Source organism: Lamprocystis purpurea DSM 4197 (assembly GCF_000379525.1).
Classification (GTDB): domain Bacteria; phylum Pseudomonadota; class Gammaproteobacteria; order Chromatiales; family Chromatiaceae; genus Thiodictyon; species Thiodictyon purpureum.
In genome coordinates this window covers 195,209-220,116 of the sequence record NZ_KB902363.1, presented here as the reverse complement: position 1 = coordinate 220,116, position 24,908 = coordinate 195,209, and the positions used below count along the sequence as shown (strand labels likewise).

24 protein-coding genes are annotated in these 24,908 nt (G+C 65.9%); 22 read left to right on the top strand and 2 right to left on the bottom strand.

The genetic code is table 11. The annotated features are described in order from the left end of the window. Positions 1-20 precede the first annotated feature (20 nt). Positions 21-446, top strand: a complete 426-nt coding sequence (locus tag A39O_RS0102220; RefSeq protein WP_020503085.1) for a hypothetical protein — start codon at positions 21-23, stop codon at positions 444-446. Further along, positions 443-628 (top strand): rhodanese-like domain-containing protein, encoded by a 186-nt coding sequence (locus A39O_RS31615; RefSeq protein ID WP_020503084.1) that lies wholly within the window; start codon positions 443-445, stop codon positions 626-628. Before A39O_RS0102220 ends, A39O_RS31615 begins: the two co-directional genes overlap by 4 nt. Before the next feature lie 432 nt (positions 629-1,060). Here A39O_RS31615 and A39O_RS0102210 read toward each other — a convergent pair whose 3' ends face one another. After that, the gene (locus tag A39O_RS0102210) at positions 1,061-1,585 is read right to left on the bottom strand and encodes a Pycsar system effector family protein (RefSeq protein ID WP_020503083.1); all 525 of its coding nucleotides are present in this window, start codon (positions 1,583-1,585) and stop codon (positions 1,061-1,063) included. A 268-nt stretch (positions 1,586-1,853) separates the two neighbouring features. Here A39O_RS0102210 and A39O_RS0102205 point away from each other — a divergent pair, with 268 nt between their 5' ends. The 6 genes from A39O_RS0102205 to A39O_RS0102175 all read left to right on the top strand — a co-directional run bounded on the left by A39O_RS0102205 (position 1,854) and on the right by A39O_RS0102175 (position 12,761). Next, positions 1,854-3,344, top strand: coding sequence for a ferritin-like domain-containing protein (locus A39O_RS0102205; RefSeq protein WP_020503082.1), 1,491 nt, complete (start codon positions 1,854-1,856; stop codon positions 3,342-3,344). Further along, on the top strand, positions 3,341-5,707 hold the full coding sequence (locus A39O_RS36110) for a hypothetical protein (protein ID WP_157639568.1): 2,367 nt from the start codon (positions 3,341-3,343) through the stop codon (positions 5,705-5,707). Before A39O_RS0102205 ends, A39O_RS36110 begins: the two co-directional genes overlap by 4 nt. Continuing rightward, positions 5,704-7,104, top strand: coding sequence for a radical SAM/SPASM domain-containing protein (locus tag A39O_RS0102190; RefSeq protein WP_020503080.1), 1,401 nt, complete (start codon positions 5,704-5,706; stop codon positions 7,102-7,104). The genes A39O_RS36110 and A39O_RS0102190 overlap by 4 nt, the downstream gene beginning before the upstream one ends. A 199-nt stretch (positions 7,105-7,303) precedes the next feature. Further along, a complete protein-coding gene (gene qhpG, locus A39O_RS40205) occupies positions 7,304-8,824 on the top strand; it encodes a flavin-dependent monooxygenase QhpG (protein WP_026199098.1) in 1,521 nt (506 codons plus the stop codon). Beyond that, positions 8,821-12,198, top strand: coding sequence for an ATP-binding protein (locus A39O_RS31600; RefSeq protein WP_020503078.1), 3,378 nt, complete (start codon positions 8,821-8,823; stop codon positions 12,196-12,198). The genes qhpG and A39O_RS31600 overlap by 4 nt, the downstream gene beginning before the upstream one ends. 146 nt (positions 12,199-12,344) lie before the next feature. Beyond that, on the top strand, positions 12,345-12,761 hold the full coding sequence (locus A39O_RS0102175) for a YybH family protein (RefSeq protein WP_026199097.1): 417 nt from the start codon (positions 12,345-12,347) through the stop codon (positions 12,759-12,761). 307 nt (positions 12,762-13,068) lie between these two features. Here the strand turns inward: A39O_RS0102175 and A39O_RS0102170 are convergent, their stop codons facing one another. Next, the gene (locus A39O_RS0102170; protein ID WP_020503076.1) at positions 13,069-13,284 is read right to left on the bottom strand and encodes a hypothetical protein; all 216 of its coding nucleotides are present in this window, start codon (positions 13,282-13,284) and stop codon (positions 13,069-13,071) included. A gap of 228 nt (positions 13,285-13,512) precedes the next feature. Here A39O_RS0102170 and A39O_RS0102165 point away from each other — a divergent pair, with 228 nt between their 5' ends. The 14 genes from A39O_RS0102165 to A39O_RS40200 all read left to right on the top strand — a co-directional run bounded on the left by A39O_RS0102165 (position 13,513) and on the right by A39O_RS40200 (position 24,409). Further along, entirely contained in the window at positions 13,513-14,373 is an 861-nt protein-coding gene (locus tag A39O_RS0102165; RefSeq protein ID WP_020503075.1) for a transglutaminase family protein, read from the top strand. A 354-nt stretch (positions 14,374-14,727) separates the two neighbouring features. Then, positions 14,728-16,173, top strand: a complete 1,446-nt coding sequence (gene atpD / locus A39O_RS0102155) for a F0F1 ATP synthase subunit beta (protein ID WP_020503073.1) — start codon at positions 14,728-14,730, stop codon at positions 16,171-16,173. Further along, on the top strand, positions 16,170-16,559 hold the full coding sequence (locus tag A39O_RS0102150; RefSeq protein ID WP_020503072.1) for a F0F1 ATP synthase subunit epsilon: 390 nt from the start codon (positions 16,170-16,172) through the stop codon (positions 16,557-16,559). The genes atpD and A39O_RS0102150 overlap by 4 nt, the downstream gene beginning before the upstream one ends. Continuing rightward, positions 16,552-16,908: an AtpZ/AtpI family protein gene (locus A39O_RS0102145; RefSeq protein ID WP_020503071.1), complete on the top strand. Its 357-nt coding sequence runs from the start codon at positions 16,552-16,554 to the stop codon at positions 16,906-16,908. The genes A39O_RS0102150 and A39O_RS0102145 overlap by 8 nt, the downstream gene beginning before the upstream one ends. Beyond that, positions 16,901-17,218, top strand: a complete 318-nt coding sequence (locus tag A39O_RS0102140; RefSeq protein ID WP_020503070.1) for an ATP synthase subunit I — start codon at positions 16,901-16,903, stop codon at positions 17,216-17,218. The genes A39O_RS0102145 and A39O_RS0102140 overlap by 8 nt, the downstream gene beginning before the upstream one ends. Beyond that, positions 17,202-17,900, top strand: coding sequence for a F0F1 ATP synthase subunit A (locus tag A39O_RS0102135; RefSeq protein WP_020503069.1), 699 nt, complete (start codon positions 17,202-17,204; stop codon positions 17,898-17,900). Before A39O_RS0102140 ends, A39O_RS0102135 begins: the two co-directional genes overlap by 17 nt. Positions 17,901-17,929: 29 nt before the next feature. Then, positions 17,930-18,211 (top strand): F0F1 ATP synthase subunit C, encoded by a 282-nt coding sequence (locus A39O_RS0102130; RefSeq protein ID WP_020503068.1) that lies wholly within the window; start codon positions 17,930-17,932, stop codon positions 18,209-18,211. Positions 18,212-18,214: 3 nt separating this feature from the next. Beyond that, a complete protein-coding gene (locus A39O_RS0102125; protein WP_020503067.1) occupies positions 18,215-19,030 on the top strand; it encodes a F0F1 ATP synthase subunit B family protein in 816 nt (271 codons plus the stop codon). Next, positions 19,027-20,640 carry an alternate F1F0 ATPase, F1 subunit alpha gene (locus A39O_RS0102120; RefSeq protein WP_020503066.1) on the top strand — a complete coding sequence of 538 codons (1,614 nt, stop codon included), beginning with the start codon at positions 19,027-19,029 and terminating at the stop codon, positions 20,638-20,640. Before A39O_RS0102125 ends, A39O_RS0102120 begins: the two co-directional genes overlap by 4 nt. A 17-nt stretch (positions 20,641-20,657) precedes the next feature. Next, complete coding sequence (locus tag A39O_RS0102115) at positions 20,658-22,007, top strand: DUF2254 domain-containing protein (RefSeq protein WP_020503065.1); 1,350 nt, start codon at positions 20,658-20,660, stop codon at positions 22,005-22,007. 11 nt (positions 22,008-22,018) lie between these two features. Further along, complete coding sequence (locus A39O_RS0102110; protein WP_020503064.1) at positions 22,019-22,906, top strand: F0F1 ATP synthase subunit gamma; 888 nt, start codon at positions 22,019-22,021, stop codon at positions 22,904-22,906. 22 nt (positions 22,907-22,928) lie between these two features. After that, complete coding sequence (locus A39O_RS0102105; protein WP_020503063.1) at positions 22,929-23,327, top strand: hypothetical protein; 399 nt, start codon at positions 22,929-22,931, stop codon at positions 23,325-23,327. A gap of 237 nt (positions 23,328-23,564) precedes the next feature. Next, complete coding sequence (locus A39O_RS0102100; protein ID WP_085954676.1) at positions 23,565-24,272, top strand: TIGR04283 family arsenosugar biosynthesis glycosyltransferase; 708 nt, start codon at positions 23,565-23,567, stop codon at positions 24,270-24,272. After that, positions 24,269-24,409 (top strand): hypothetical protein, encoded by a 141-nt coding sequence (locus A39O_RS40200; protein ID WP_157639565.1) that lies wholly within the window; start codon positions 24,269-24,271, stop codon positions 24,407-24,409. The genes A39O_RS0102100 and A39O_RS40200 overlap by 4 nt, the downstream gene beginning before the upstream one ends. Positions 24,410-24,908 lie beyond the last annotated feature (499 nt).

Genomic DNA, 24,908 nt, shown 5'->3' with positions numbered 1-24,908 from the left:
GATACGGAGTCGAATACACCATGCTCACCGACACCCGCGGCAGACTGGGGCGATTGCGGACTTGCCACCCGTTCTCCGCCCTCTCGAACCACCGGTTCCAAGAGGCATTGGACGCCGTGAGACCCATCGACTTGGGCCCCGGCGAATCGATGACGATCCGGTCGCGAAGCGGGGGCGGCGAGTACGTTTATGTCATCGACGGGGATCTCGATGCCGTGAGTAACGACGCGACCGCGGTGCGCTATGGACCGGGCGACGCGGAGTCCAGGCGCATCACGCTCGCTCCCGGTGATGCGCCCATGACCCTCTCGACCGTGGGGGGTGCGCTCCTGGGGCGCGTGGAGACCGAGGTACTCGACTACCTGGCAAGTTGGGAGACCTTAGGCCGAGGTCTCGGCGCCGTGCCGGACGCGGTCGCGACCCGGGTCTCGGCCGTCCGTCCTTGATCCCCCTGCCGGCGTTGCGGCACCGCTTCGCCGAGCTCGATCCGGCGAAGCACTATCTGGTTTACTGCAAGAGCGGCGGCCGCAGTGCCGTCGGCACCCTGCTGCTACGCCAGCGCAATTTCCATGCGGTCAGCTTAGCGACCGGCCTGCGGGACTGGCCCTATGCGCTTGTCGCCGACTGATACTCAAGGGGACCGCTTGATGGCAACTGCTGCACCTTGCGTTTATTTGAGATTTCTGGAATCGCCACCGGCTAAAGCCTCGACCTCCAGTTGCGGACAGACCTTCGCTGGCCGAAACGATGATCAAGGCCGTTTCAGGCCTTGATCATCATCCCGGCCAGCGGCGTGCGTAGTCAGGGCTTCCAGCCCTGACGGTGTCAGGCCAGGATGGCCTGACTACGCAACCGGCGAGCCCAAGTGGCCGGAATCTTGATCAAGGCCCACGCGGACGCGGCGCTGACCAACACCACGCGGTGGTCCTCGTCGATTGGCTACGAGGTTGGCGCCACGGCGATCCCGTGTTCATGGCACAGCGTACCGGACCCAGGGTAGCCGAGTGCCGGGGTTGGGCGCGGCCATCGCCGTCGGGGATTGTCCCGGCGACGGTCGGCGTCAGGCGGTCAGATAGAGGGCCAGCCACGTCAGGCCGCTGAGCGCCAGTCCGGTCATCAGGGCGACATAGCTGTACCGGAGCCACAGATATTTGCGCCGCAGGGCCAAGGCGCCGGCATGAAGATCCGCGATGATCACGTCGTAGACGCTCGCGTTTGTGCGCATGACCTCGGTCATGCGGACCAGGTAGTCCGGGTAGTCGAAGGCAGCGATGCCCCCGAAGAACAGTGGATTGGGGGCGGGAGCCCCCTCCTTGGCCGGGGGCCGGCGAACGACGGAGGAGCTGGGAATCAAGGCCGCCAGCGCGAACAGAGCCGCCGCGATGGAGGACACCAGCAACATCAGGAGCGCGGGCGGAAACTCGCCCTGGGCGAATCGGGTTGCCGTCAAGGTGGTCAGGAGGAAGGTCAGACCGAGTACGATATTGGCCTTCTGGTCGGCCAGGCTGGTCAGTGCCATCTGATTCTGCTGGGCGGTCCGCAGCATGTAATCGACCGTGGCGCGACCCTCGATGTCTTGCAACATGACTGAATCTACGACTGATTAGGGAGGAGATCAGGGGCTACAGCGGCCCGCTGGGCACGCGCCAACTGTAACCGATTGCGCGGTCATCCGCCTTGCATCTGCCCGGGTCCGGTCACGACGAGGGGCTTTGCTTGGGTTTCTTTACAAAACCCCAAAGTCGACAATTAAGGAGTCTGGGCTGTCGGCTTGTCGATCCGGTCAAGCCAAGGTCGTCGCCGGGGCAGTCAGCCCGTCCAATCGGAAACGCATACAGAGCCTGAGGTGCCCGATGACGGAGGAATCACAGCCGGAGGACGAGACGCACGGCCCCGCAGCGCAGGTGCCGCTGGACTGGGTAACGCTGCAACGCCCGCTTCCACCGAAACCGCAGGGCATGGGGTGGCGTGACTACCTCATCATGTTGCTGCATATTGGTGCGGAGCTGGAGCATAGCCTGATGGTCCAGTATCTCTATGCGGCTTACTCGCTCAACGACCAAACTGGAACCCCCGAACAGCGCCGCCAGGTCGGGGAATGGCGCAATCGGCTCCTGACGGTCGCCAAAGAGGAGATGGGGCACTTATTGACGGTGCAGAACCTGCTCTGCTTGATCGGGGGGCCGATTTGCTTCGACCGCTCCCATTTTCCGGCCGACACCGACTTTCTGCCTTTTCCTTTTCGCCTCGCGCCCGTCAGCGCGCAGTTGTTGGCGTGGTACGTGTACGCGGAGGCGCCTTACGACTGGCAATTATTGTTCCGCGAGCACAGTCAGGACCCGAGCGTCACGCTGAGGGAAGACATCCGGATGGTCGTGCAGAGCGTGGGTGACGCGCCGGTCACTGGCCACGCCCACACCGTGGGCCAACTCTATGATCGGATCATCAAGGTCCTTGCGGACCCGTCACAGATCCCCGACACGGTCTTTCGCCCGGATACCTATGCGCATCAGGCGTCCTGGGACGAGTGGGGTCGCGGCTACCGGCCCCCGCCGGCGCGGCCGGGCGAGACCGAGCCTCCCGCGGTGCCCATTGCCGAGCGCAGCAATGTGATCGTCCTGCGGCTGGCAACCCGGACCGAGGCGATCGCGGCCCTGCGGCAGATCGGGAAGCAGGGCGAGGCGGCCCACCTCAGAGCGGCGAACGATCAGGAGCCGTCCCACTTCGTGCGGTTCCTGAGTCTGCTGGATGCGTTTCGTCAGGCCGCAAGCGAGCAGGCATTCGTGTACAAGGTGCCGGTCAACCCGAGCACCCTGGGCACGCACGATCAGCCGGAGGGCAGCACCCGCATCGAGCAACAGACGTCTTGGCTTTGGGCGACCTTGTTCAACCTGCGCTACCGCGCCCTGCTCGCCTACCTGACCCACAGCTTCCGGTTGGCGCGGCTCGTCGACCCGCGCGAGCCCAATGTCCGGGGGGCAGTGATGCACAAGGTCTTTGGCGAGATGTACAACCTGAAGGCGCTGGCCGGAATCCTGGTGCGCCGCCCGCTGCGGGATGGCGTTCCGGCCGAGGACGCGTGCGCTGCGCCACCGTTCGAGCTGCCCTACACGCTGGCGTTGCCCACGGACGAGCCGGACTGCTGGCAACAGCATCAGGACATCCTGATGTCGTCGCTCGCGATCTGCGATACCTTACTGACGCGGGACGACCCGCTCGCTCCGGCATTGACCATCGATGAAGCCAACTATCTCAGGGCGCTGCGACAGTTGGATCAAAGGTCGGTGGCTTGGATCGATCTCATCAAAGGTGGATTGCCGCGAACTGGAGGGCACTGCACATGAGCATCCCAATGAGAATCAGGGCGCTACGCATTCTGCCGCCGCTCGCGATCGGTCGACTCGGTTCTGGCGCTGAGCCATTGGTAGCCTACGAGATCGAGGCGGACCCGGAACATCCGCTCGACATTCCCCGCATCAAGGGTGCCGTGACCTTCAGGGTGGACGGCGAAACGGGGGAGATCGTGGATGCGTTCATCCCGGAGGTCGTCTCCTTCAAAGAGGTGCGCACCCCGGAGGCCGATACGGACGGCGAGACGACGGAGCACATCCGGCCCGTCGCGCCCTTTCTCGAGGTCTGGACCCAGGTCGAGGGTGATCAATGGGTTCCGCTGACGCTCGAAATCCTGCTCGAAGAGGGTTTGACGCCGGCCGATGTGACCTGGCAGGTAACGGTTGCCAACCGCAAGGTGGCCCGGCGTACCGCGAACCCGGACGACGCGGTGTCGGCGCAGACCCCCTGGTTCTCGACCCATGGCGCCCAGCCCCTGCGCGGGCATTGCCGCAACTTTGTCGATGCCGAGGTCTCGATCGCTCTCGGCCAGGTGCAGTACATCAAGCCAACGGCGTGTCACCCCGAGATTCGCCTGCGCTTTACCCCTGCACCGGGCAAGATCTACGGACCCCGATTGGATTCCAGTGAGCTGCAGGAACTCTATGGAGCGTCCTGGCAGCAATCCGTGTGGACCCCGCCGCCCGAGCAGGCGGTTTATGATCCCGGCAAGGATTGGCTTCAATTCGGGAAGGACGACGGAGACCCCTCAGAGCAATTCGCCGCCCTTCAGACCTTGCCGCCGTCGCTCTACGCCATCGTCCCTCCCGGCCCCTGTTGGTTGAATGACAACATCGCCGTGAGTCGGGGCTATCTCGACGACACCTGTGACGGTGTCGTCGAAGTCAGGCTGCACATGGGTTCCGTGGTCCTCGAGGCGGCCGCCCGGATCTGCTCCGGACCGCCGGCGGTGTTGCCGGATACGGTGTTTCTCCGCACCCTGGCGGACGATCTGGATCAGGTGATCCATGGCCCTTGGGTCCCCACGGAGGAGCACGCGGAAGAGACCCGCGAACGCGCCCTCGACATTGTCCGTCGCGCCTTCGATACGGTGCGCTTCCTGAATGTCGCGGTGATGAACGGCAATCCCGTCAATGGACGCGATCCGCTCGACTTCGACACCATGCCCGCTGAGGAGGCGTTTGATGTCTACCGCATGATGCGGCCCATCGTCCCCGAGCGCACCGCGGACTCACTGATGATCATGGCGCTTCACCAACAGGTCTATGCCGCACTCCAAGGGGGGGCCTCCCCGTGGTTTGCCCATGCGTTGCGACTGCCGACCGAGGTGGGTGATTTCACGGATCACGGACGGCGCAAGATGCCGGCGATGATGTGCGGTGCGGATGGCGGATACCTTGCGCTCACCTACCGGCAGATCAACGCGATCCTGCGCTGCTCGGGTCTGCCGCTGCACCCAGGCCCCGAGGTGCCCGAGACGAACCCGCAGCAGCGGCTCATCGCACGCAATCGGCACGCGCAGATCCATCATGTCGCCGCCGGCAATCCGTTCGCCTCCCGGCCCGAGATGTCGGTGGGCAACTGCACCCCGGGTTTGGAAATGGACTTTCGGGCGGTCTGGCGCCGTCTGTTCGAGGGCATCGTGTTGCGGGAGTATGACAGTCTGGTGATGGAAATGGAGCCAATTGAAGGCGGACCGGCGTTGCCCGATCTGGTCGGGCACCGACTCCTCCGGGTCGATGACACCAATCTATACACCCAGATGATCGGACCCTCCCCCTATAACCCGCGTACCCGCACGACCGTGCTCGGGTTCACCGGCAACCCCGATGGCGTGCTGCCTTTGGAGTGGTCGAATGCGCTGGCCCAAATCCTGAATCAACGGGTTGGACAATCGGTCGACTGTTATTTCACAAAGACACCGGTCTGGTCCACCCAGGCGCTCTTTGATGTCGCCGATGCGCAGAACACTCTCAAGCTGTCGCTGCGGGTCCGGCCCTTTTTCGAGGACGGCAGCGCGATGATCTCCCGTACATTGGCCAAACCGGGCGAACTGACCCAGGGCCTCTGCTCCCCCTGGCAGAATGACTACCGCGAGTGCTCCTGCTATTACTGGGCGTCCGCCCGGCCCGACTTTGTGAACGTGAAGCCCAACAGCGCGGGGGCGAGCGAAGGCGACAATTGGATGCAGAAGGAGCGCACCGGGGACTATGTGCCCGACGACTACCGGGACGCCCGTTTGCTCAACTATGACGACCTGTTCCGGGCCTGGGAGCACTACCTGCGATTCCAGATCGGCGGGGTCGAGCGGGATCGAACCGCGGATGCTCCGCCGACCGGGAACGCATCGACATGACGCCGGCCGACGCGTTACGCGTGACCGCGCGCGGCGCTATGGCGCGTTCGGCACCGCGCAGTGCCGCGGTGCACTTGTTCGAGACCGGTCTCGGCAGTCATGTCTTTGTCGCGGATGGCAGTCGGCTCTTCGATGCGGATCCGATTCTGTTCTCCCGGCTCGACACGGCCCAAACCGACTGGACCGTCGGCGCTCTGCTGGCCGAGGCCGGACTGGACGAGGCACCGGCGATCGACGATGCCGCACTGTCCGGGCCACCGCTGCACGCGTTGTCGCTGGCGGTCGCGCAGCAATGCAACCTGGGTTGCACCTATTGCTACGCGCAGCAAGGGGAGTTCGGCGGGGCGGCGCAGAACATGAGCCGGAAGACGGCTCTCCAGGCGGTCGATTTGCTCGTGGACGCCGCACTGCCGGGCTCACGCCTCAACCTCGCCTTTCTCGGCGGTGAGCCATTGGCGAATCGCCCGGTCGTGCAGGCCGCCACCCGTTACGCCGCCGAACGGGCGGCCGAGCGGGGGGTGGACATCACCTTTTCCATCACGACCAATGGGACCTTGCTGCAGCCGGCTGACGGAGCCTTCTTCGAGGATTATGGGTTTGCCGTGACCATCAGTGTTGACGGTCCGCGGGAGGTGCACGATCGGCTACGTCCGTATAAGGGCGGCCGCGGCAGCTACGACCGCATCATGGAGCATGTGCGTCCGCTGTTGGCGACCCAGCGGAGCATGCAGGTGTCGGCCCGGGTGACAGTGACCCCAGCCAACCTCGGGTTGCGGATGACACTGGAGCAGCTCATCGCCGAGGGATTTCACAGCGTCGGCTTTGCGCCGCTGCTTAGCGCACCGTCCGGCCAAGGCGAAATGCAACGCGACGACCTGGAGCTGATGCTGGGGGCCATGATCGACTGTGGGCGGGAATACGAGCGCCGGATCCGGACCGGAGCGCGCTATCTCTTTTCCAACATGGTCAACGCCATGACGGAGATCGGCAAAGGCACCCACCGGCCTTATCCGTGCGGAGCCGGGGCCGGCTATCTGGGCGTCTCCGCGGACGGGGAACTTGCGGCCTGCCATCGGTTCGTCGGCGACCCGACGGGCGCCCTGGGCTCCCTGGCGACGGGGATCGATCAAGGGCGCCAAGCCGCCTGGCTGAAGGAACGTCACGTGCATCGGCAAGCACCCTGTACCCTGTGTTGGGCACGCTATCTCTGCGGCGGCGGTTGCCACCACGAGGTGATACGACGAGGTCGACCCGCCTGCGACTTCATCCGCGGTTGGCTGCATTACTGCCTCGGGGCTTATCTTCGCGTGTCGGCCGGGGCCGAGCCAGGCTCGGCTTCAGACCCGTCGGCGGTGACTAGCAGCCTGTCGGACTTAGCCCCTAGGATTAGGGTATGAGTCAACATAAAGGCTTTTTGTTGCTCCACAGTCTAACGTAAGGTGATTTCCGCGAAAAATCCAACCCGTAGGAGCCCGCTTGCGGGCGACGGGTGGGGGCACAATGACGCGATTCCGGCAGATCACGTCGCCCGCAAGCGGGCTCCTACGGAGCTTGATTCATGAACCGTTCCTTACCTTATTCTGGGGCCAGATCTGCATGTCGGTGACGACGGACATCTGCATTATCGGTGGCGGGCCGGCGGGAAGCGTTCTCGCCGCCCGGCTCGCCCAATTCGGACTGGGCGTTTGCCTGGTGGAGCGGGCGACATTTCCGCGCCGCCACTTGGGAGAGTCTTTGACTCCGGGGGTGCTGCCACTCCTGCAGTCGATCGGCGCTGGGCCGGCCCTCGAAGCGGCGCGCTACCCACGGGTACGCGGGGTTCAACAGCGCTGGGGGGCGGAGCAGGGATGGCGGGACCTCGACGGCCACGGGTTGCTGGTCGATCGAGGACATTTTGACGGCCTGCTGCTGGAGCAAGCACGCGCGTGCGGGGTCCGCATCCTGCAACCCGCGACGCTGGAAGGTTGGGAGCGGAGCGAGGCGGGATGGCGGCTGGCGGTCAGGTCCGAAGGTCGCCGGGTCGCGCTGGAGACGCGGCTGCTCGCGGACGCCTCGGGCCGAGCGGGCGTACTCGGGCGTCGCCGCCACCGAACCGGCCCGACGACCCTGGCCCTGTACGGCTATTGGAAAGGGAACGGATTGCCGGAGCAGCCGCGGATCGAGGCCGGAGCAGCCGCCTGGTTTTGGGGTGTGCCGCTGCCGGACGGGGTCTACAATGCGCTCGTCTTCATTGACCCACGCGATTTGCGGGCGATGCCCGGCACCTTGGCCGACAAGTTTCACGCGTTGATCGCCACTTCATCGCTGCTGCCCCGCGGGGGCGGGGCGGACCTGCTCTCCTCCGTTCAGGCCACCGACGCCACCCCCTACCTCGACGCGGATTGCGTGACGCGGGACTCGATCAAAGTCGGCGACGCGGGGCTGGCGCTGGACCCCTTATCGTCCAGCGGAGTGCAGCGGGCGATTCAATCGGCACTGCTGGGCGCAGTGGTGGTGAATACGCTGCTGGAACGGCCGCGGTCGCACGGAATGGCGCAGACGTTCTATCGCGAACATCTGGCCGAAGCCTCGGGTCGGCACCGGCTGTGGGCACGCGGCCACTATGCGCAGGTGGCCGGTACCGCGGCGACGCGGTTCTGGCGGCAACGCGCCGGAGCCCCGGCCTCGTCAGCGGTCACCCAGCCGCAAGCCGCTCCCCAGATCGCGCCGAGCACCCCCTTGGACCTGGCGCCGGGACTGGAAATCGTGGATCTGCCGTGCGTATTGGAGCGGTTCATCGAGCCCCGACCCGCGGTGCGACACCCCTGTCTAGCCTCGCCCGTCGCCTTCGTCGGCGAAGTGGAACTCGCACCCCTGTTGCGGTGTGTCCGCCGGGGAATGACCCCGCCCGAGTTGGTGCGATCCTGGATGCCCCGGGTTCCGCCGCAACAGGGATCGGCCATTGCCCATTGGCTGATCTCTCGGGGGCTGCTGATCCCGCAGCAGGCCGGAGCGGCCTTGGGCATAGACCCGGCCACCGAGCGATCGGCACGGTCGTTGGTCCGCGAAGCGGACCCTACAGGGCTGCTGGTCCCGCAGCAGGCCGGAGCGATGGCGATGGACCGGGGGCGGGCGTGACGCAGGCCTTGGGTGACTGGCTGCGGGCGCATGACCTTGGCGAGTTCGAGACGCTCTTGGTCGAGCACGAGGTCGACCTGAAGACCTTGAAAATCCTGACAGAGTCGGACCTCAAGGAACTCGGCCTGGGATTCGGTCCGCGCAAACGGATACTCAAGGCAATCGCGGCGCCGCAGCGTTCAGACGACCTCCCGCGCGGGAACGCCGAGCAGCCTCCAGCGATCGACTCGGTGGGCGAGCGGCGGCAGTTGACCGTGATGTTCTGCGATCTGGTGGGATCCACCGCCCTTTCCACGCATCTCGACCCCGAGGAACTGCGGGACCTCATCCAAACCTATCGAAAGGCCTGTGGTGATGTGGTCGCACGCTATGACGGCCACGTGGCGCAATATCTGGGGGACGGACTACTGATCTACTTCGGCTGGCCGCGGGCTCACGAGGACCAGGCCGAGCGCGGGGTGCGCTCGGGGCTCGAGATCGTACGGGCGGTCAACGCCATTCGGGCGGCCTCCCCGCTCTCGGTCCGCGTGGGCTTGACCACCGGCACCGTCGTCGTGGGAGAGGCGTCCCGCGCCGACAACAGCGAGTCGAAGCTGGCCGTCGGGGAGGCGCCGAATCTTGCGGCCCGCTTGATGAGCCTGGCGGGGCCGGACCAGGTGGTCATCGACCCTGCAACCCGATGCCTGATCGGCGATCTCTTTGCCCTGGCGGATCTTGGCACGCACAGCCTAAAAGGGTTCGCCAAGCCGGTCCCGGTCTGGCGCGTCGACGCCGTTTGCCAAACGGCGGGGCGCTTCGACGCCGCTCATGCCGGGAAGCAACTGACCGACATGGTCGGGCGCGAGGACGAGCTGGCACTGCTCCGCGGCCACTGGGAACGTGCGCGTGAAGGGAACGGCCAGGTGGTCCTCATCAGCGGTGAGGCGGGCATCGGGAAGTCCCGTCTGTGCCACGCGCTGCGGCAGGGTCTCGCGGAAGCGCATACCGCACTGCGCTACCAGTGCTCTCCCCATTTCACCAATTCCGCGCTTCACCCAATCATCGCGCAGCTCGAGCTGGCGGCAAACCTGGCCCGTGAGGACAGCTCCGAGCAAAAGCTCGACAAACTCGAAGCCCTGCTCGCGGGGGATGCGGACCTCGTGGCCCAGGCCGCACCGCTCATGGCCGACCTGCTGTCGCTGCCCCTTGAGCGTTATCCCCCCCTCAACGTTTCGCCCCAGCGACAGAAAGAGAAGACGCTGGAGGCGCTGGTCGGACAAGTCGAAGCACTATCGAGCAGGCAGCCGGTCCTGATCCTTCTCGAAGACATGCATTGGATGGACCCAACCAGCCAGGCGTTTCTCGACGCCTTGGTACTTCGGCTGCCACGGTTGCCGGTGCTGTTGGTGGCGACCCACCGCCCCGGTTATTCCCTGCCCTTCGCGGGTCTACCCTATGTGACCAGCCTCGCGCTTGGTCGACTGCAACCGAGCACGATCAGTGCGATCGTGGGCGTCCTGACCGGGGGCCGACAACTTCCGCCCGAGGTGCTGAACGAGATCATTTCCCACACCGATGGCATTCCGCTGTTCGTCGAAGAGCTGACCAAGTCGGTGCTGGAATCGGGGCTGTTACGCGAGGCTGGGAACCGCTACACGCTCGCGGCCCCTTTGCCCGCTCTGGCCATTCCGACATCGCTGCGGGATTCGCTCGCGGCACGCCTGGACCGCCTAGCCCCGTTCAAGGAGATCGCGCAAATCGGCGCCTGCATCGGCCGGGAGTTCTCCCGCGCGCTGCTCTACCGCGTGGCGGCATGGGAGACCGATCGACTCGACGATGCCCTCGACCGGCTGGTCGAGGCGGAGCTGATCAGTCGCCGGGAGACACCGTCTGATGTGATCTATACATTCAAACACGCGCTGGTGCAGGATGCCGCCTATGAACTCCTGCTCAAGAGCCGTCGCCAAACCCTGCATGCCCGCATTGCGCAAACCCTGGAGGCGAACTATCCCGACCAGTCGCTCCATAGTCCCGAGCTGTCGGCGCACCACTACACCCAGGCGGGTCACCTCGACAACGCCATCCCACTGTGGCGCCAAGCCGGCGCCCTGGCCATCGAGCGCGTGGCGCTGAACGAGGCGCTCGCCCACCTGCAGAAGGCCTTGACCCTCACGAGCCAACAACCCGAAACGCGGGATCGCGACGCACTCGAACTCACGATTCGTGAGCAACTCAATGCGGTCTGGGCCGGCTTGGGAGGATGGGCCGGCGCAGCGATCGGCACCAACACGGCGAGGATCCTGCAGTTGGCCGCGAGTCAAGGCAACACCCGAAGCCTCATCATCGGTCTGTGGTGGATGTGGACCAATACCATTACCCAGGGCCGTATCGCCGATGCGCTGCCATTGGCACAGCGTTTACTGGACGAGGGAGCGGGAACCGACGATGTGGACCTGAAGATCTTCGGCCCCGCCGCCGCCATGGTGACGCATTTCCTCCTCGGCCAGTTGCGCGAGGCGCAGACCCACGCCGACCGGGTCCTGGCGCTCTATGACCCACAGCGCGCCGAGCAGTGGATTCAACTGGCAGGTCATGACCTGAAGACCTTTGTCGGGGTGTATTCGTGTCAATGGATCTGGATGCAGGGCGACTATCAACGGGCCATGGATGTCAGCGACGAAAGCTGTGCGCACGCGCGCGCTGTCGGACATGCCTTCAATCGCGTTTGGTCCTTGACCTATACCGCCTACCTATTCGCCTACGGTCGTGAGCCGGAACGCTTGCTCGAGCGCCTCGTCCTGGCTGACCGCCTCGCGCAGGAACAGGGTCTGACCTTCTTCAACCAGGTCTCTATTCCGCAGGCGACCGGCATCGGCCAGCTCCAGCAGGGGCCTACGCAAGACGCCATAGCCCTGCTGCGGCGCGGCATCGCCGATTGGGCTAACGTCGGTGGCGGGGTGCGCATCCCCTATCTGAAATCGGTCCTCGCGCAGGCGCTGGCCCAGGCGGGCGACCTGGCCGAAGCCATGCGGCTCATTGACGAGTGCATCGAACAAATTGAGCGCCCGGCCTACCAGGAGCGGATCTGGCTGGCCGAAGTCCTGCGCATCAAGGGTTGGCTCATGATGCGCTTGGGCCGCGACCTGGAGGCCGAGCAGATCTTGCGCGCCGCCATCGACTGTGCGCGTCGGCAGGGCACCAAGTCCTGGGAATTGCGCTCCGCGGTGATGCTGGCAGGGCTTCTGGCGGAACAGGGAAAACACGAGGCCGCGCGGGGCGTGCTCGCACCCATCCAGCTCCGGCTCGCCGCAAGCCCGGTCACGAAAGACCTGGAGGAGGCCCGTGCGCTGCTTGAACGCCTGCGTCCATCATCCCTGCGGAAGGCCCAGGCGTAACGAGTCAAGAACAAGTGAAATGCAAACACAATCGTTGTCGTTGTCGTAATCGGAGAAGCGATGGAATTTGGCGTGCAAAAGAATTCGGGCCGCTACGATGACCTCGACAACGACAACGACAACGACAACGACAGAGGACCAGGAAAATGACCGAGAAGACACCGACACCTCCCCAGTTGGATCCCGACCTCTTGCGGGCCCACCAGGCCTATGAAGCGGCGATCAATTCAAACGACACCGACCAGGTGATGGCCATGTACGACAAAGACGCCATGATCCTGCAGCCGGATGACGCGATTGTCGTCGGTCATGACAACATTCGAAAATGGGTCGACGGCTACTTCACGACGTTCAAGACCCAGTGGACCAAGGTCGTGACGATGAACTGGGTGTGCGGTGACTTCGGCTTCGACCAGGGCCACGATACAGCGGTCGATATTCCGCGCGCTGGTGGGAACCCAATTTACTCGGACTGCAAGGGGATCCTGATCTACAAGCGGCAGACCAACGGCGAGTGGCTGGTCTTCCGTGACATCTGGAACAGCAACAAGCCACCCGCCTGACGCGAAGTGGCCTTGATCGTAATCCCGGCCAGCGGCGTGCGTAGTCAGGGCTTCCAGCCCTGACGGTGTCAGGCCAGGATGGCCTAACGACGCACCGGGCGAACCCAAGTGGCTGGAATCTTGATCAAGGACCGCGGTGCCGATCAAAAGCGTCCTGCTTGGTGGGTCGTATTGAATCCCGCACCGCGAGTCTGTCCACACCCGCGCGGCGAAGACCGCAGCGACGGGCGTTTGGAAATGGGATGATTCCTGCCTAAAGGCGCTGACGGGACCGATCGTTTAAAAAACAGGCGCAGGAGCGCCCCGGTCAGAGGCCCACCAACTGGGCCTGGTGGCCGGACTGCCGCACGGCCGCCAACAAGTCGGCGGGACGCGTCTTGTCGGCATTGAAGGCGATCAACAGCAGGTGCTCGGTGCCCGCACCGAAGCGGGGGGCGATCACCCCGTCGATGCCCCGCATGGCGTCCTCCAGCGACGCGCGCGCCGCGGCGCTGGCCTTGATCGTCATCCCGGCCAGTGGCATGCGTAGTCAGGGCTTCCAGCCCTGACGGTGTCAGGCCAGGATGGCCTGACGACGCATCCGGCGAGCCCAAGTGGCCGGAATTTTGATCGAGGCCGACGCAGGACGAGCCGGCGCGCCCTCGTCGGCGATGGGTTGATCTGGTTTCTCTGCGGACCGCGCGCATCAGGTCGAGGTCTCCATATCGATACTATCAGGTCATGCATTGATTCAACTGAAGAGCGATACCCCATGCGGCGCATCAAGATCAGCCACGTCACCGAGTACCGGTTCCCCACCCCCGTATCGCTGCTGCCCCATCGGTTGCTGTTGCGCCCGCGGGAGAACCACAACGTTCGGATCGAATCCTCACTCCTGGAGATCGTTCCCGCCCACACCGTGCAGTGGAAACGCGATGTATTGGACAACTCGGTTGCGATGGTCGGCTTCACCGAGCCTGCCGATCGGTTACACATCGCCAGCAGCGTGGTCATTCAACACTACGAGGACAACCCTTTCGATTTCCTGGTGAACGACTATGCCGTCACCCACCCCTTCGACTATGCGCAGGAGGATGGGATCGAACTCGCACCCTTCCGCCAGATGGTCTACCCGGATGACCAGCCGGCCGTCGCGCACTGGCTGGACGGTCTGGGCCTGCTCCGGCCGATGGAGACCTTCATGCTATTGGACCAGATGAACCACGCCATCGCGGACGGGTTTCGGTACCAGATGCGGGAAGAACCGGGCGTCCAGCCACCGGCACAGACGCTGGAGTGCAACAGCGGTTCCTGTCGCGACTTTGCGGCTCTCTTCATGGATGCTTGCCGCCATCTGGGGCTCGCCAGCCGCTTCGTCAGCGGCTATCTGCACACCCCCGGCAGCGACACCGGCAACGCCGCGACCCATGCCTGGGCCGAGGTCTACCTGCCTGGGGCCGGTTGGAAGGGGTTCGATTCCACCAGCGGCGAGGTCACCGGCAACCACCACATTGCGGTCGCCGTGGCACGCCATCCGGAGGCGGTGCCGCCGGTGGCGGGAAGCTACCTGGGCCGGCCCGATCAGCACCCATCGCTGAGCGTGGCGGTCCGTGTCAGTGCGCTCCCGGCCTGAGGGCAAACCCGCCGATGCGGAAGGGGTCCGACAACGCGGTTTGCAGATAGCGCGGGCTTGTTGGCGAACCATCCGAGTCCTGGACCCGATCGTGTTTGCGGGATGCCGCGTGCCCTGTGTTGGGCAGCGAACAGACGGCTGCGCGTCGTCCCGCCCAGTATGCTGATGATGGAGGCTGACAGTGGTGCCGCAGGGGCTGGTCCCCACCGCGTCGCGGGTCCCAGGCGGGTCGATTCCACCCGATCTCCACGTCTTTAAGGAGTCCACCATGTCCATTCAACGCATCGAAGAAAACGACGGCAAGGTGCCGCTCATCGACCATGCCGACCTCGCTGACCGCCCCGCCCGACGCCCATGAGCGCGCCTGACCCGGATCGCAGCCCGCCGCCCGCCGACGCCGCCGCGTCGGCCAATACCGGCCTGGTGGTTGCGGTACGCGGCAGCGTCGTGGATGTGCACTTCGCGACCCGGCTGCCGGCGATCCATACCGTCCTGCGCGCGGGGCCGCAGCGGCAGATCGTCATCGAGGTGCTGGCCCAGCGCGATGCCCATCAGGTGCGCGGGATCGCCTTGACGCCGACCCAGGGTCTGGCCCGCGGCATGGTCGTCGAGGACACCGGCGGGCCACTGAAGGCGCCGGTGGGCAAAGGCATCCTCGGTCGGATGTTCGACGTCTTCGGCAACGCCATCGACCGCGAGCCGGCGCCGACCGAGGTTCAGTGGCGTTCCGTGCATCGCGCCCCGCCGCCACTGGCACGCCGCTCCACCAGGTCCGAGGTCTTTGCCACGGGCATCAAGGTCATCGACGTGCTGATGCCGCTGGAGCGCGGCGGCAAGGCGGGGCTGTTCGGCGGGGCGGGAGTGGGCAAGACGGTGCTCCTGACCGAGATGATCCACAATATGATCGGGCATCAGGACGGCGTCAGCCTCTTCTGCGGCATCGGCGAGCGCTGTCGCGAGGGCGAGGAACTGTACCGCGAGATGCAGGACGCCGGCGTGCTGCAGCACATGGTCATGGTCTTCGGCCAGATGAACGAGCCGCCGGGCAGCCGCTTCCGCATCGGGCATGCGGCGCTCACCATGGCCGAGTATTTCCGCGACGACGAGCATCGCGACGTGCTGCTGCTCATCGACAATATCTTCCGCTTCATTCAGGCCGGCATGGAGGTCTCCGGGCTGATGGGCCAGATGCCCTCGCGCCTCGGCTATCAGCCCACCATGGGCACAGAGCTGGCGGGATTGGAAGAGCGCATCGCCAACACCGATACCGGCGCCATCACCTCGATCCAGGCGGTCTATGTGCCGGCGGACGACTTTACCGACCCGGCCGCGGTGCATACCTTCTCCCATCTCTCCGCCTCCATCGTGCTGTCACGCAAGCGGGCGAGCGAGGGGTTGTTCCCCGCCATCGACCCGCTGCAATCCAGTTCCAAGATGGCCACGCCCGGTATCGTGGGCGAACGGCATTATGCCTTGGCGCGCGACATCCGCCGCACCTTGGCGCAATACGCGGAGCTCAAAGACATCATTGCGATGCTCGGCCTGGAGCAACTCTCGCCCGCGGACCGCAACCTGGTCGCCCGTGCGCGCCGCCTGGAGCGCTTCCTGACTCAGCCCTTTTTTACCACCGAGCAATTCACCGGCCTCCCCGGCAAGCTCGTGAGTCTGGAAGACGCGCTGGACGGCTGCGAACGCATCCTGAACGATGAGTTCAAGGACCTGCCGGAGGGTGCGCTGTACATGGTCGGGTCCGTGGCTGAGGCGAAGGCGAAGGCGAAGACGCGGGAGACGGCGCCATGAATCTCAAAGTGCTGCTGCCGTTCCAGGTCTTCGCCGATCGGACCGGCGTATCGCGCATCGTCGCGGAGACGCGCGAGGGTGCCTTCGGGCTCTTGCCGCACCGGCTCGATTGCGTCGCGGCGCTGGCGCCGGGCATCCTGACCTATGCCACCGACGCCGATGGCGAGGTCTATCTTGCCGTGGACGAGGGGGTGCTGGTGAAGACCGGTCCGACCGTACTGGTCTCGGTGCGCCGGGCGATCGGCGGCACTGACCTTGGCCAATTGCGCGCGGCGGTCGAGCAGGAGTTTCTGACCCTGGACGCGCAGGAGCAGGGTCTGCGCTCGGTCATGGCAAAACTGGAAACCGGCGTTCTGCGCCGGTTCATGAGCCTTCAACATGAATGACGAACCCGTCAGTGGAACCTCGCATACCGGCCCGGACCTCGCCGACGCGGTCGGCGCCAAGGCCGCGCGTAAGCTCAAGGCGCAGCGCAACCCGACGCCGGGGGTTTGGTTCGGCCTCGGCATGATGGGGTTGATCGGTTGGTCGGTGGTCGTGCCGACACTGCTCGGCGCGGCGCTTGGGCTCTGGATCGACAAACAGTTTCCGGGCACCCACTCCTGGGCGCTGGCGCTCCTGGTGGCCGGACTGACGCTCGGCTGCTTCAACGCCTGGCACTGGGTGGCCAAAGAGGAGCGGGCCATGCGGGAAGAACAGGAAGAACAGGAAGAACAGGAGGAGCGCGATGCATGAGCCGCTGGCGCTCGGGCTGGCGGCGGCCGCGGGGCTGCTGCTGGGGGCGGTCTTTTTCGGCGGTCTGTGGTGGACGCTGCGCAAGGGCCTGCAGTCCCCGCGGCCCGTGCGGTGGCTCCTGAGCAGCCTGGTGCTGCGCACCGGTGTCGTGCTGACCGGGTTTTATCTGGTCGGCGACGGTCATTGGGAACGGCTGCTCGCGTGTCTCATCGGCTTTGTCGCGGCGCGCTGGCTCGTGACGCGACGCGCCGGCCCGCCGGTCGAGGAACCATCCGCCATGCAGGAGACGACCCATGCACCTGAGCCCTGATGAGACGCTCCTCTGGCAGTACGGGTTCATCAAGCTCAATGCCACCATTGCCTTCACCTGGGGCTTGATGTTCGTGCTCGCCGTCGGCTCCAAGCTCATCACGCGCAAGCTGTCCACCGAACTGACCCGCTCGCGCCGGCAGAACCTGCTTGAGATCCTCGTCACCGGCATCGAACGGCAGATCGCGGAGGTCGGGCTGCCCCAACCGAGACAGTATCTCGGCTTTCTCGGCACCCTCTTCCTGTTCGTCGCCGCGGCGGCCCTGGCCACGGTCATCCCCGGCTATGAACCGCCGACGGGTTCGCTCTCGACCACGACGGCATTGGCGCTCTGTGTCCTGGTGGCCGTGCCCGCCTTCGGCATCGCCGACCAGGGACTGGGCGGCTATCTGAAATCCTACATGGAGCCGACCTTCATGATGCTGCCGTTCAACCTCATCAGCGAGGTCTCACGGACCCTGGCCCTGGCGGTGCGTCTGTTCGGCAATATGATGAGCGGCGCGATGATCATTGCCATCCTGCTCACCATCACGCCCTTCCTCTTCCCGATTCTCATGACGGCGCTGGGGCTTCTCACCGGCATGGTGCAGGCGTATATCTTCAGCATCCTGGCCGCTGTTTACATCGCCGCGGCGACCCGTACACGCAAGCCGGCGCCGTCGGAACCGGCGCCCGGCACTTGAGCCCACTCCGAATCAACCCGAGGACCACCATGGATAGCTTCACCATCATTGCCGTCGCGTCGATCGTCATCGCCGGTCTCACCACCGGCTTCGGCACCATGGGGCCCGCCCTGGCGGAGGGCCGCGCGGTCGCCACCGCGCTGACCGCGCTGGCGCAACAGCCCGATGCCTCCGCCACCATCACCCGGACCCTGTTCGTGGGGCTCGCGATGATCGAGTCCACCGCCATCTACTGCTTTGTGGTCTCGATGATCCTCCTCTTCGCCAACCCGTTCTGGAACCTCGCCGTCGCCCAGGCCGCGGGTCGGTAGGTCATGCTCATCGATTGGTTCACCGTCGGTGCGCAGGTGGTCAATTTTCTCGTCCTGGTGTGGTTGCTGAAGCGTTTCCTCTACCAGCCGATCCTCCACGCCATCGATGAACGGGAGCGGCGGATCGCCGCCGAACTGGCGGACGCCGATGCGCAACGGGCGGCGGCGCAGCACGAGCGCGAGACCTTCCAGCACAAGAACGAAGCCTTCGATCAGCAGCGTGCGGCCCTCTTTACCCACGCGATGGACGAGGCGAAGGCCGAGCGTCAGCGGCTCTTGGAAGAGGCCCGGCAAGCCGCCGATGCCTTGCGGGCCCAACGCCGGGACGCGTTGCGACAGGAAGCCGATCAACTCGATCAGGCACTGCGGCGCCGGACCGTGCAGGAGGTCTTCGCGATTGCGCGCAAGACGCTGACCGATCTCGCTGGGGCGAGTCTGGAAGAGCGGTTGGTCGCGGTCTTGATCGAGCGCCTGCGGACGATGGACGACGCGGCGCACGCCGTCTTCGCGCTGGCGCTGCAGACGGCGACCGACCCGGCCTGCGTACGTAGCGCCTTCGATCTACCCGCGGCGCAACGCACGGCGATTCAAGATGTCATCCATACCGCTTTCGCACCGGCCGTCCCGATCCGGTTCGAGACCGCGCCGGACCTGGTCAGCGGGATCGTGCTCACCGCGAATGGGCAACAGATCGCCTGGGACATCGCGGATTACCTGCGGTCGCTGGAACGCGGCGTCGGCGAGCTATTGAAGGAGAAGGGGCCGCCGCACACCGCGGCCGGGCCTGACCCTTCAGACACCGCAGCACCGCACCCATGACGGCCGCGCCCGACCGCCTGGAGCCGGTCTTCGATCGCGCCTTCGCCGCCATCGGCCAGGCCCGCGAACAGTTCAGTCCGCACCTGACCCCACACGAGGTTGGCACCATTGCGACCGTCTCCACCGGTATCGCCACGGTCTCCGGCCTGCCTGGCGTCGGCTTCGAGGAGTTGCTGGCGTTTCCCGGCGAGGTCTTCGGCATCGCCTTCAACCTGGACGCGGACGCGATCGGTGTCGTGCTGCTCGGGGAGTACTGGCAGTTGCACGCCGGGGATCTGGTCGAACGCACCGGCCGGGTCATGGACGTGGCCGTCGGCGATGGCCTGTTGGGGCGCGTCATCGACCCGCTCGGCCGGCCGCTCGATGGTCAGGGGCCGGTGCGCACCGACGCGCGCCTGCCGATCGAACGCCCGGCGGCGGCCATCATGGACCGCGCGCCCGTCACCGTCCCGCTCCAGACCGGGATCAAGGTCATCGATGCGCTTATTCCGATCGGCCGCGGCCAGCGCGAGCTGATCCTCGGCGACCGCCAAACCGGCAAGACCGCCATTGCGATCGACAGCATCCTCAACCAGCGCGGCCAGGATGTCCTGTGTGTCTATTGCGCCATCGGTCAGCGGGCGTCCGCCATCGCCAAGGCGGTGGCCACCTTACGGGAGCAGGGCGCACTGGACTATACCGTGGTGGTGGTGACCGAGGGCAACGACGCGCCGGGGCTCGCCTACATCGCCCCCTACGCCGCGACCAGCATCGCCGAGCATTTCATGGAGCGCGGGCGCGACGTGCTGATCGTCTACGACGACCTCACCCACCATGCCCGCGCCTATCGCGAGCTGTCCTTGTTGCTGCGCCGCCCGCCCGGCCGCGAGGCTTTCCCCGGTGATATCTTCTACATCCACTCGCGCCTGTTGGAGCGTGCCACCCACCTGAGTCCGGAGCGCGGCGGGGGTTCGCTCACCGCCCTGCCGATCATCGAGACCGAGGCCGAGAACATCTCGGCCTATATTCCGACCAATCTGATCTCGATCACCGACGGGCAGGTCTATCTGTCGCCCTCGCTGTTCGCATTGGGCGTGCTGCCGGCGGTCGATGTCGGCAAGTCAGTCTCGCGTGTCGGCGGCAAGGCGCAGCGGGCGGCTTACCGCGCGGTCGCGGGCGACCTCAAGCTGAGCTTTGCGCAGTTCGAGGAATTGGAGACCTTTGCCCGGTTCGGCGCCCGGGTGGATGAACCGACCCGCGCGATCATCGCGCATGGGCAGCGCATCCGCGCCTGCCTCAAGCAGTCGGAGCTCGCCCCGGTGGCGGTGCCGGCGCAGCTCGCCATCCTGCTGGCCCTGACCGCGGGGCTCTTCGACACGGTGGACCTCGAGCGGATGACGGCGGCCGAGCAAGCGGTGCAGGCGGCCGCGGCGCAGCTCCCGGACGAACTGCGCGAGCGCCTGACTGGCGCCGAGACCTTGAGCGGCGGGGATCGGCAGGCGCTCATCGACCTGGCCGGCCGGGCGCTCAGCGGATTCCAGTCGCCGGCGGTGCCGCATCCTCCGGGCGGGGCCGCCCGTGCGCCGGACACGGCGGCCCCCGGGCAACCGACCGAAGCAAGCCCGCCATAACGACAAGGTCAAAGCCCATGTTCGCGAAACTGCACTACTGGTGGCAAGCCAAACGCTCCAGCTTCTGGTTCGTCCCGGCCGTGATCGTGCTGGACGCCGTAGCGCTCGCGACCCTGCTGATCACCTTGGACGTGACCGTCGAGCTGCATGTGGTCGAGCGCTGGCCGCTGCTCTTCGGCGCCGGCGCGGACGGCGCCCGCGGCCTGCTCACCGCGGTCGCCGGCTCGATGATCACGGTCGCCGGGGTGGTGTTCTCCATCACGCTCGTGGCCCTGGCGCTGGCCTCCAGCCAGTATACGTCGCGGGTCATTCGCAACTTTATGCGCGACCGCGTCAACCAGGCGGTGCTCGGCGTCTTCGTCGGCATCTTTGCCTATTGCCTGGTGGTGCTGCGGACGATTCGCGGGGGTGACGAAGGGGGGTTCGTCCCGACGCTGGCGGTGCTGGGCGGCCTGATCCTGGCCTTCGTCGGAATCGCCGTGCTGATCTACTTCATTCATTACGTCTCAACCTCGATCCAGGCGTCGCGCATTATCGCCGCGGCTGCCCAGGAGACCCTCGCGGCGGTGGATCAACTCTTCCCCGAGACCCTTGGCGACCACGCGGACGAAGACACGGACGCCAACCTGGCGCAGGCGCTTGCCATGCGGGCCTGGGTGGCCGTCCCGGCCGAACGGACCGGCTATATCCAGACGGTCGATGCGGACGCGCTGCTGGCGGTCGCCCGAGCGCACGGGACCATCGTGCGGATGGACCGCGGCATCGGGGATTTTGTGGTCGTGGGTACGCCGCTGGTCTCGGCGATCGACCATGGCGGCCTGGACGACAGGATCACGGCCGAACTGAACGCCCCCTTCGTCGTCAGCCGCCAGCGCACCGTGGAGCAGGATGTCGCCTACGGCATCCGGCAGATCGTCGACATCGCCATGAAGGCACTCTCGCCCGGCGTCAACGACACCACGACCGCCGTGATGTGCGTCGATTATCTGGCCGCCATCCTGGTCCGGCTGGCCCCCCGGCGGATTGCCGCCGCCCATTGGCTGGACCAGGATGAATTGCGGGTGATGGCCCGCGGCCCGAGCTTTGCGGGCCTGGTGAGCGAGTCCTTCGACCAAATCCGCCAGAATGCCGGCGGCAACGTCGCCGTCCTGTTACGGATGCTCGGCGCACTTGAAGCCATCGCCAGTCGGACCCTGAGCCCCGATCGGCGCCGGGCGCTTGGACAGACTGTCGAAGAAATCGCCGAGGCGGCCGAGCGCACCATCGACTCCCCACACGACCGGGCGCGGCTCGGCAACCGGCTGACGCGGGTGCGCGACGTGCTCGCAACCGAACCGGTGCTATTCGTCCGCGCACACCAAGACTGACCAGAGGCCCGATGAGCGACAGCACCGCCAGCCTGCGCCGCCAGATCAGGAACGCCGACGATCTCCAATCCGTTGTCCGCACCATGAAGACCTTGGCCGCGTCCAGTATCGGCCAGTACGAGCAGGCGGTGCGCGCTTTGGGCGATTATGCACGTACGGTGGAACTTGGCCTCGGCGTCTGTTTCCGCGGCAGCGGGGCGGACGTGGCGATGTCCGGGGCGCCGATCGAACCGGATCGGGGTAAGAACACGAGCCGGATCGGTGGCATCGTGTTTGGCTCCGACCAGGGACTGGTGGGCCAATTCAACGATGTAGTGACCGACTACGCGGTGCAGGCCCTGGCCGCCCTGACCGACCGGCCGCTGGTCTGGGCCGTCGGTGAGCGCGTCCATGCGCGGTTGACGGATGCCGGTTTGCCGGTGGTGGGCCGGTTCGCCGTGCCGGGCTCGGTCGCGGCCATCACCCCGCTCATCGGGCAGATCCTGGTCGCAAGCGAGGCTCGCGGGAATCGCGTCGCGCAGATCCATCTGTACTACAACCGTCCGGCGTCCGGTGCCGTCTATGCGCCCGTCAGCCAGCGGCTGCTGCCGCTGGACGACGCCTGGCAACGCCGGCTCGCCGCGCTCCCCTGGCCGACCGGGAACCTCCCCGAGGTCATGGGTACCGGAGCCGCGACCCTGAGCGCGCTCATCCGCGAGTATCTCTTCGTCTCGCTCTTTCGCGCCTGCGCCGAATCGCTGGCGAGCGAGAACGCCAGCCGCCTCGCCGCGATGCAGCGTGCCGACAAGAACATCGACGAACTGCTGGAGGCCCTCAACGGCAAGTTCCACCGCTTACGCCAGGGCGCGATCGACGAAGAACTGTTCGACGTCATCTCCGGCTTTGAGGCAACGCTGTAGGTCACACTATTGGATATTCGTGATGCCGGTCTACGCCGTCATCTGCATCATCGAGGGGTGGCGCCATTTCACGACGCCGGAGGCCCGGTGGGAATTGGTTACGGTGCAGGCGCTGAACTGGTTTGCGCTGATCGTCGCCACCTATATTCTATACAATGCGGGGGTGCAGGGTGTGCTCAACACCAATGCCTCCGGGCTCGTCATGCTGACCCTGTTGGCACTCGGCACCTTCATGGCCGGATTGCAGGCGCGGGTCTGGCGGATCTGCGGGTTGGGCGCCGTGCTGTTCCTTGCCGTGCCTGCCATCGGGTGGCTCGAGCAGTCGATCATGCTCCTGGTGGGCGCCACACTGGTGATCATCGCCATCGCCGGTCTGACCTGGTGGTTGGGCCAACGGCGTGACCGCGCCTTGCAGACTTGAACGTTTGCATCAGTCGGGGGGGATAGTCCTGGTCAGCGCCTGAAGCGTCGTTTTCACACAAAGAGTGCCGTGTCGTCTCGGGCCTCCGCACTGGGGCGCTCGGCCAAACCCGGTCACGACGCGAGCAAATCGGGAAGCGGAGCGCCGTGCCGAGGGACCGGGACGCTGGACGGTTTTATCAAATCCCGACGCACCCACCTTCGGAGTTTGGCGCCCCAACTTTGAAGTACCTTACCGATGCGGCCAATCTCCGTAGTCATCCCGACCCGACGCCTGAGCACGGCGTTGCGCGAGCGCTGCGCCGGGACGGCCGCGTGTCTCCCCGGCGCGGAGATCATTCTCTGCGAGCCGGACGACCTGGATCCGCTCGAGGCGCAGCCGCGGTTGCCGGCGGGCTGGCGACTGGTCAGGGCACCGCGCGGTCGCGGAACTCAGTGCAACGGCGGGGCCCGCGCCGCCTCGGGCGAACTCTTGATGTTCCTGCACGACGACACGGACCTGCCCCGCGATGCCGGATCGGTCCTTGAGACCGCCTTTCGCGACCCCGGCATCGGCATGGCCTGCTTCCGGATCGCCTTCGATCAGCGCCACTGGCTGCTTGGCGCCTATGCCTGGGGCTCGCGTTTCGAGTCGCGGCTGACGACCTTCGGCGATCAGGCCATGACCATCCGGCGCGACCTCTTCGCTGCCGTCGGCGGCTTCCCCGACTGGCCGCTGTTCGAGGATGTGGAACTGGCCCGCCGCGTGCGCCGGTGCAGCCGCATCGCCAAGCTGCCGAGCGCGGTGACCACCTCGGCCAGCCGCTTCCTGGCGAACGGGCCGGCGCGACAGCAACTGGCCAACGGACTCTTGCTCGCACGTTTCCTGCTGGGCGCCCCGCCTGAACGCCTCGCGGCCCTCTACGAACGGCAACGCGGCGCGATCTCAGGGGGTGATGCGGCGTGAGTCTCGACCTGTGGGTCGGCCTCGCCGTCTTGGCGGGGCTCTTGGTGGCCGAGGGCGCGCTGCCCTATTACGAGGCCCGCATGTCCATGGCGCCCGCAATCCCTCGACACCGACTGCGCGTTTCTGCATCGGGATGAGCTGCGAACCCGCTTCCCGGACTTTGAGGTCACCCTGCCGGCGGTCCTGAGTCTGGGGGACGGCCCGCCGATCCTGTGCATTGATGCCCAGCGCCTGCAGACCTGTCGCGATCTTGATGCGCTCATGGATCTGGTGCGCGACGTCTGTCGCGTGCAGTCGGCCGACGGATCCACTGATGGGGGTCCCTGACCGGGTCTGCCCGGCGGAGCGACCAAGACCTGGCCCGGGCTTTTGCGGGCGGCGGTGGCGCGTCCGGCTAACGTCCATGGAAGGAACATGAGCCACCCCGGAAGATGAATGTCCCCCGTGGGAGCGGCGTCCCGCCGCGATGAGTGCCGCGGTGACCTCGAACGGTAGGGCGACGCGCCGGGCCCCATCGCGGCGGGACGCCGCTCCCACAGGGTCGCTGCGCGCCTTTCATGGTTTCCAGGAAATCACCTTACACCCTGACCAACATGCCGATCCGGCGCCTCGGCAGCACCCTGATCGCCAGGGGCC

Bases quoted from the DNA above. Each gene is read 5' to 3' on its own strand.
- A39O_RS0102115 (WP_020503065.1), top strand. From the start codon at position 20,658: ATGTTCGCGAAACTGCACTACTGGTGGCAAGCCAAACGCTCCAGCTTC.
- A39O_RS0102210 (WP_020503083.1), bottom strand. From the start codon at position 1,585: ATGTTGCAAGACATCGAGGGTCGCGCCACGGTCGATTACATGCTGCGG.
- A39O_RS0102120 (WP_020503066.1), top strand. From the start codon at position 19,027: ATGACGGCCGCGCCCGACCGCCTGGAGCCGGTCTTCGATCGCGCCTTC.
- A39O_RS0102140 (WP_020503070.1), top strand. From the start codon at position 16,901: ATGCATGAGCCGCTGGCGCTCGGGCTGGCGGCGGCCGCGGGGCTGCTG.
- A39O_RS0102190 (WP_020503080.1), top strand. From the start codon at position 5,704: ATGACGCCGGCCGACGCGTTACGCGTGACCGCGCGCGGCGCTATGGCG.
- A39O_RS0102175 (WP_026199097.1), top strand. From the start codon at position 12,345: ATGACCGAGAAGACACCGACACCTCCCCAGTTGGATCCCGACCTCTTG.
- A39O_RS0102110 (WP_020503064.1), top strand. From the start codon at position 22,019: ATGAGCGACAGCACCGCCAGCCTGCGCCGCCAGATCAGGAACGCCGAC.
- A39O_RS0102105 (WP_020503063.1), top strand. From the start codon at position 22,929: ATGCCGGTCTACGCCGTCATCTGCATCATCGAGGGGTGGCGCCATTTC.
- A39O_RS0102150 (WP_020503072.1), top strand. From the start codon at position 16,170: ATGAATCTCAAAGTGCTGCTGCCGTTCCAGGTCTTCGCCGATCGGACC.
- atpD (WP_020503073.1), top strand. From the start codon at position 14,728: ATGAGCGCGCCTGACCCGGATCGCAGCCCGCCGCCCGCCGACGCCGCC.
- A39O_RS0102130 (WP_020503068.1), top strand. From the start codon at position 17,930: ATGGATAGCTTCACCATCATTGCCGTCGCGTCGATCGTCATCGCCGGT.
- A39O_RS0102205 (WP_020503082.1), top strand. From the start codon at position 1,854: ATGACGGAGGAATCACAGCCGGAGGACGAGACGCACGGCCCCGCAGCG.
- qhpG (WP_026199098.1), top strand. From the start codon at position 7,304: ATGTCGGTGACGACGGACATCTGCATTATCGGTGGCGGGCCGGCGGGA.
- A39O_RS0102165 (WP_020503075.1), top strand. From the start codon at position 13,513: ATGCGGCGCATCAAGATCAGCCACGTCACCGAGTACCGGTTCCCCACC.
- A39O_RS0102220 (WP_020503085.1), top strand. From the start codon at position 21: ATGCTCACCGACACCCGCGGCAGACTGGGGCGATTGCGGACTTGCCAC.
- A39O_RS0102170 (WP_020503076.1), bottom strand. From the start codon at position 13,284: ATGCCACTGGCCGGGATGACGATCAAGGCCAGCGCCGCGGCGCGCGCG.
- A39O_RS0102100 (WP_085954676.1), top strand. From the start codon at position 23,565: ATGCGGCCAATCTCCGTAGTCATCCCGACCCGACGCCTGAGCACGGCG.
- A39O_RS0102135 (WP_020503069.1), top strand. From the start codon at position 17,202: ATGCACCTGAGCCCTGATGAGACGCTCCTCTGGCAGTACGGGTTCATC.
- A39O_RS0102145 (WP_020503071.1), top strand. From the start codon at position 16,552: ATGAATGACGAACCCGTCAGTGGAACCTCGCATACCGGCCCGGACCTC.
- A39O_RS0102125 (WP_020503067.1), top strand. From the start codon at position 18,215: ATGCTCATCGATTGGTTCACCGTCGGTGCGCAGGTGGTCAATTTTCTC.
- A39O_RS36110 (WP_157639568.1), top strand. From the start codon at position 3,341: ATGAGCATCCCAATGAGAATCAGGGCGCTACGCATTCTGCCGCCGCTC.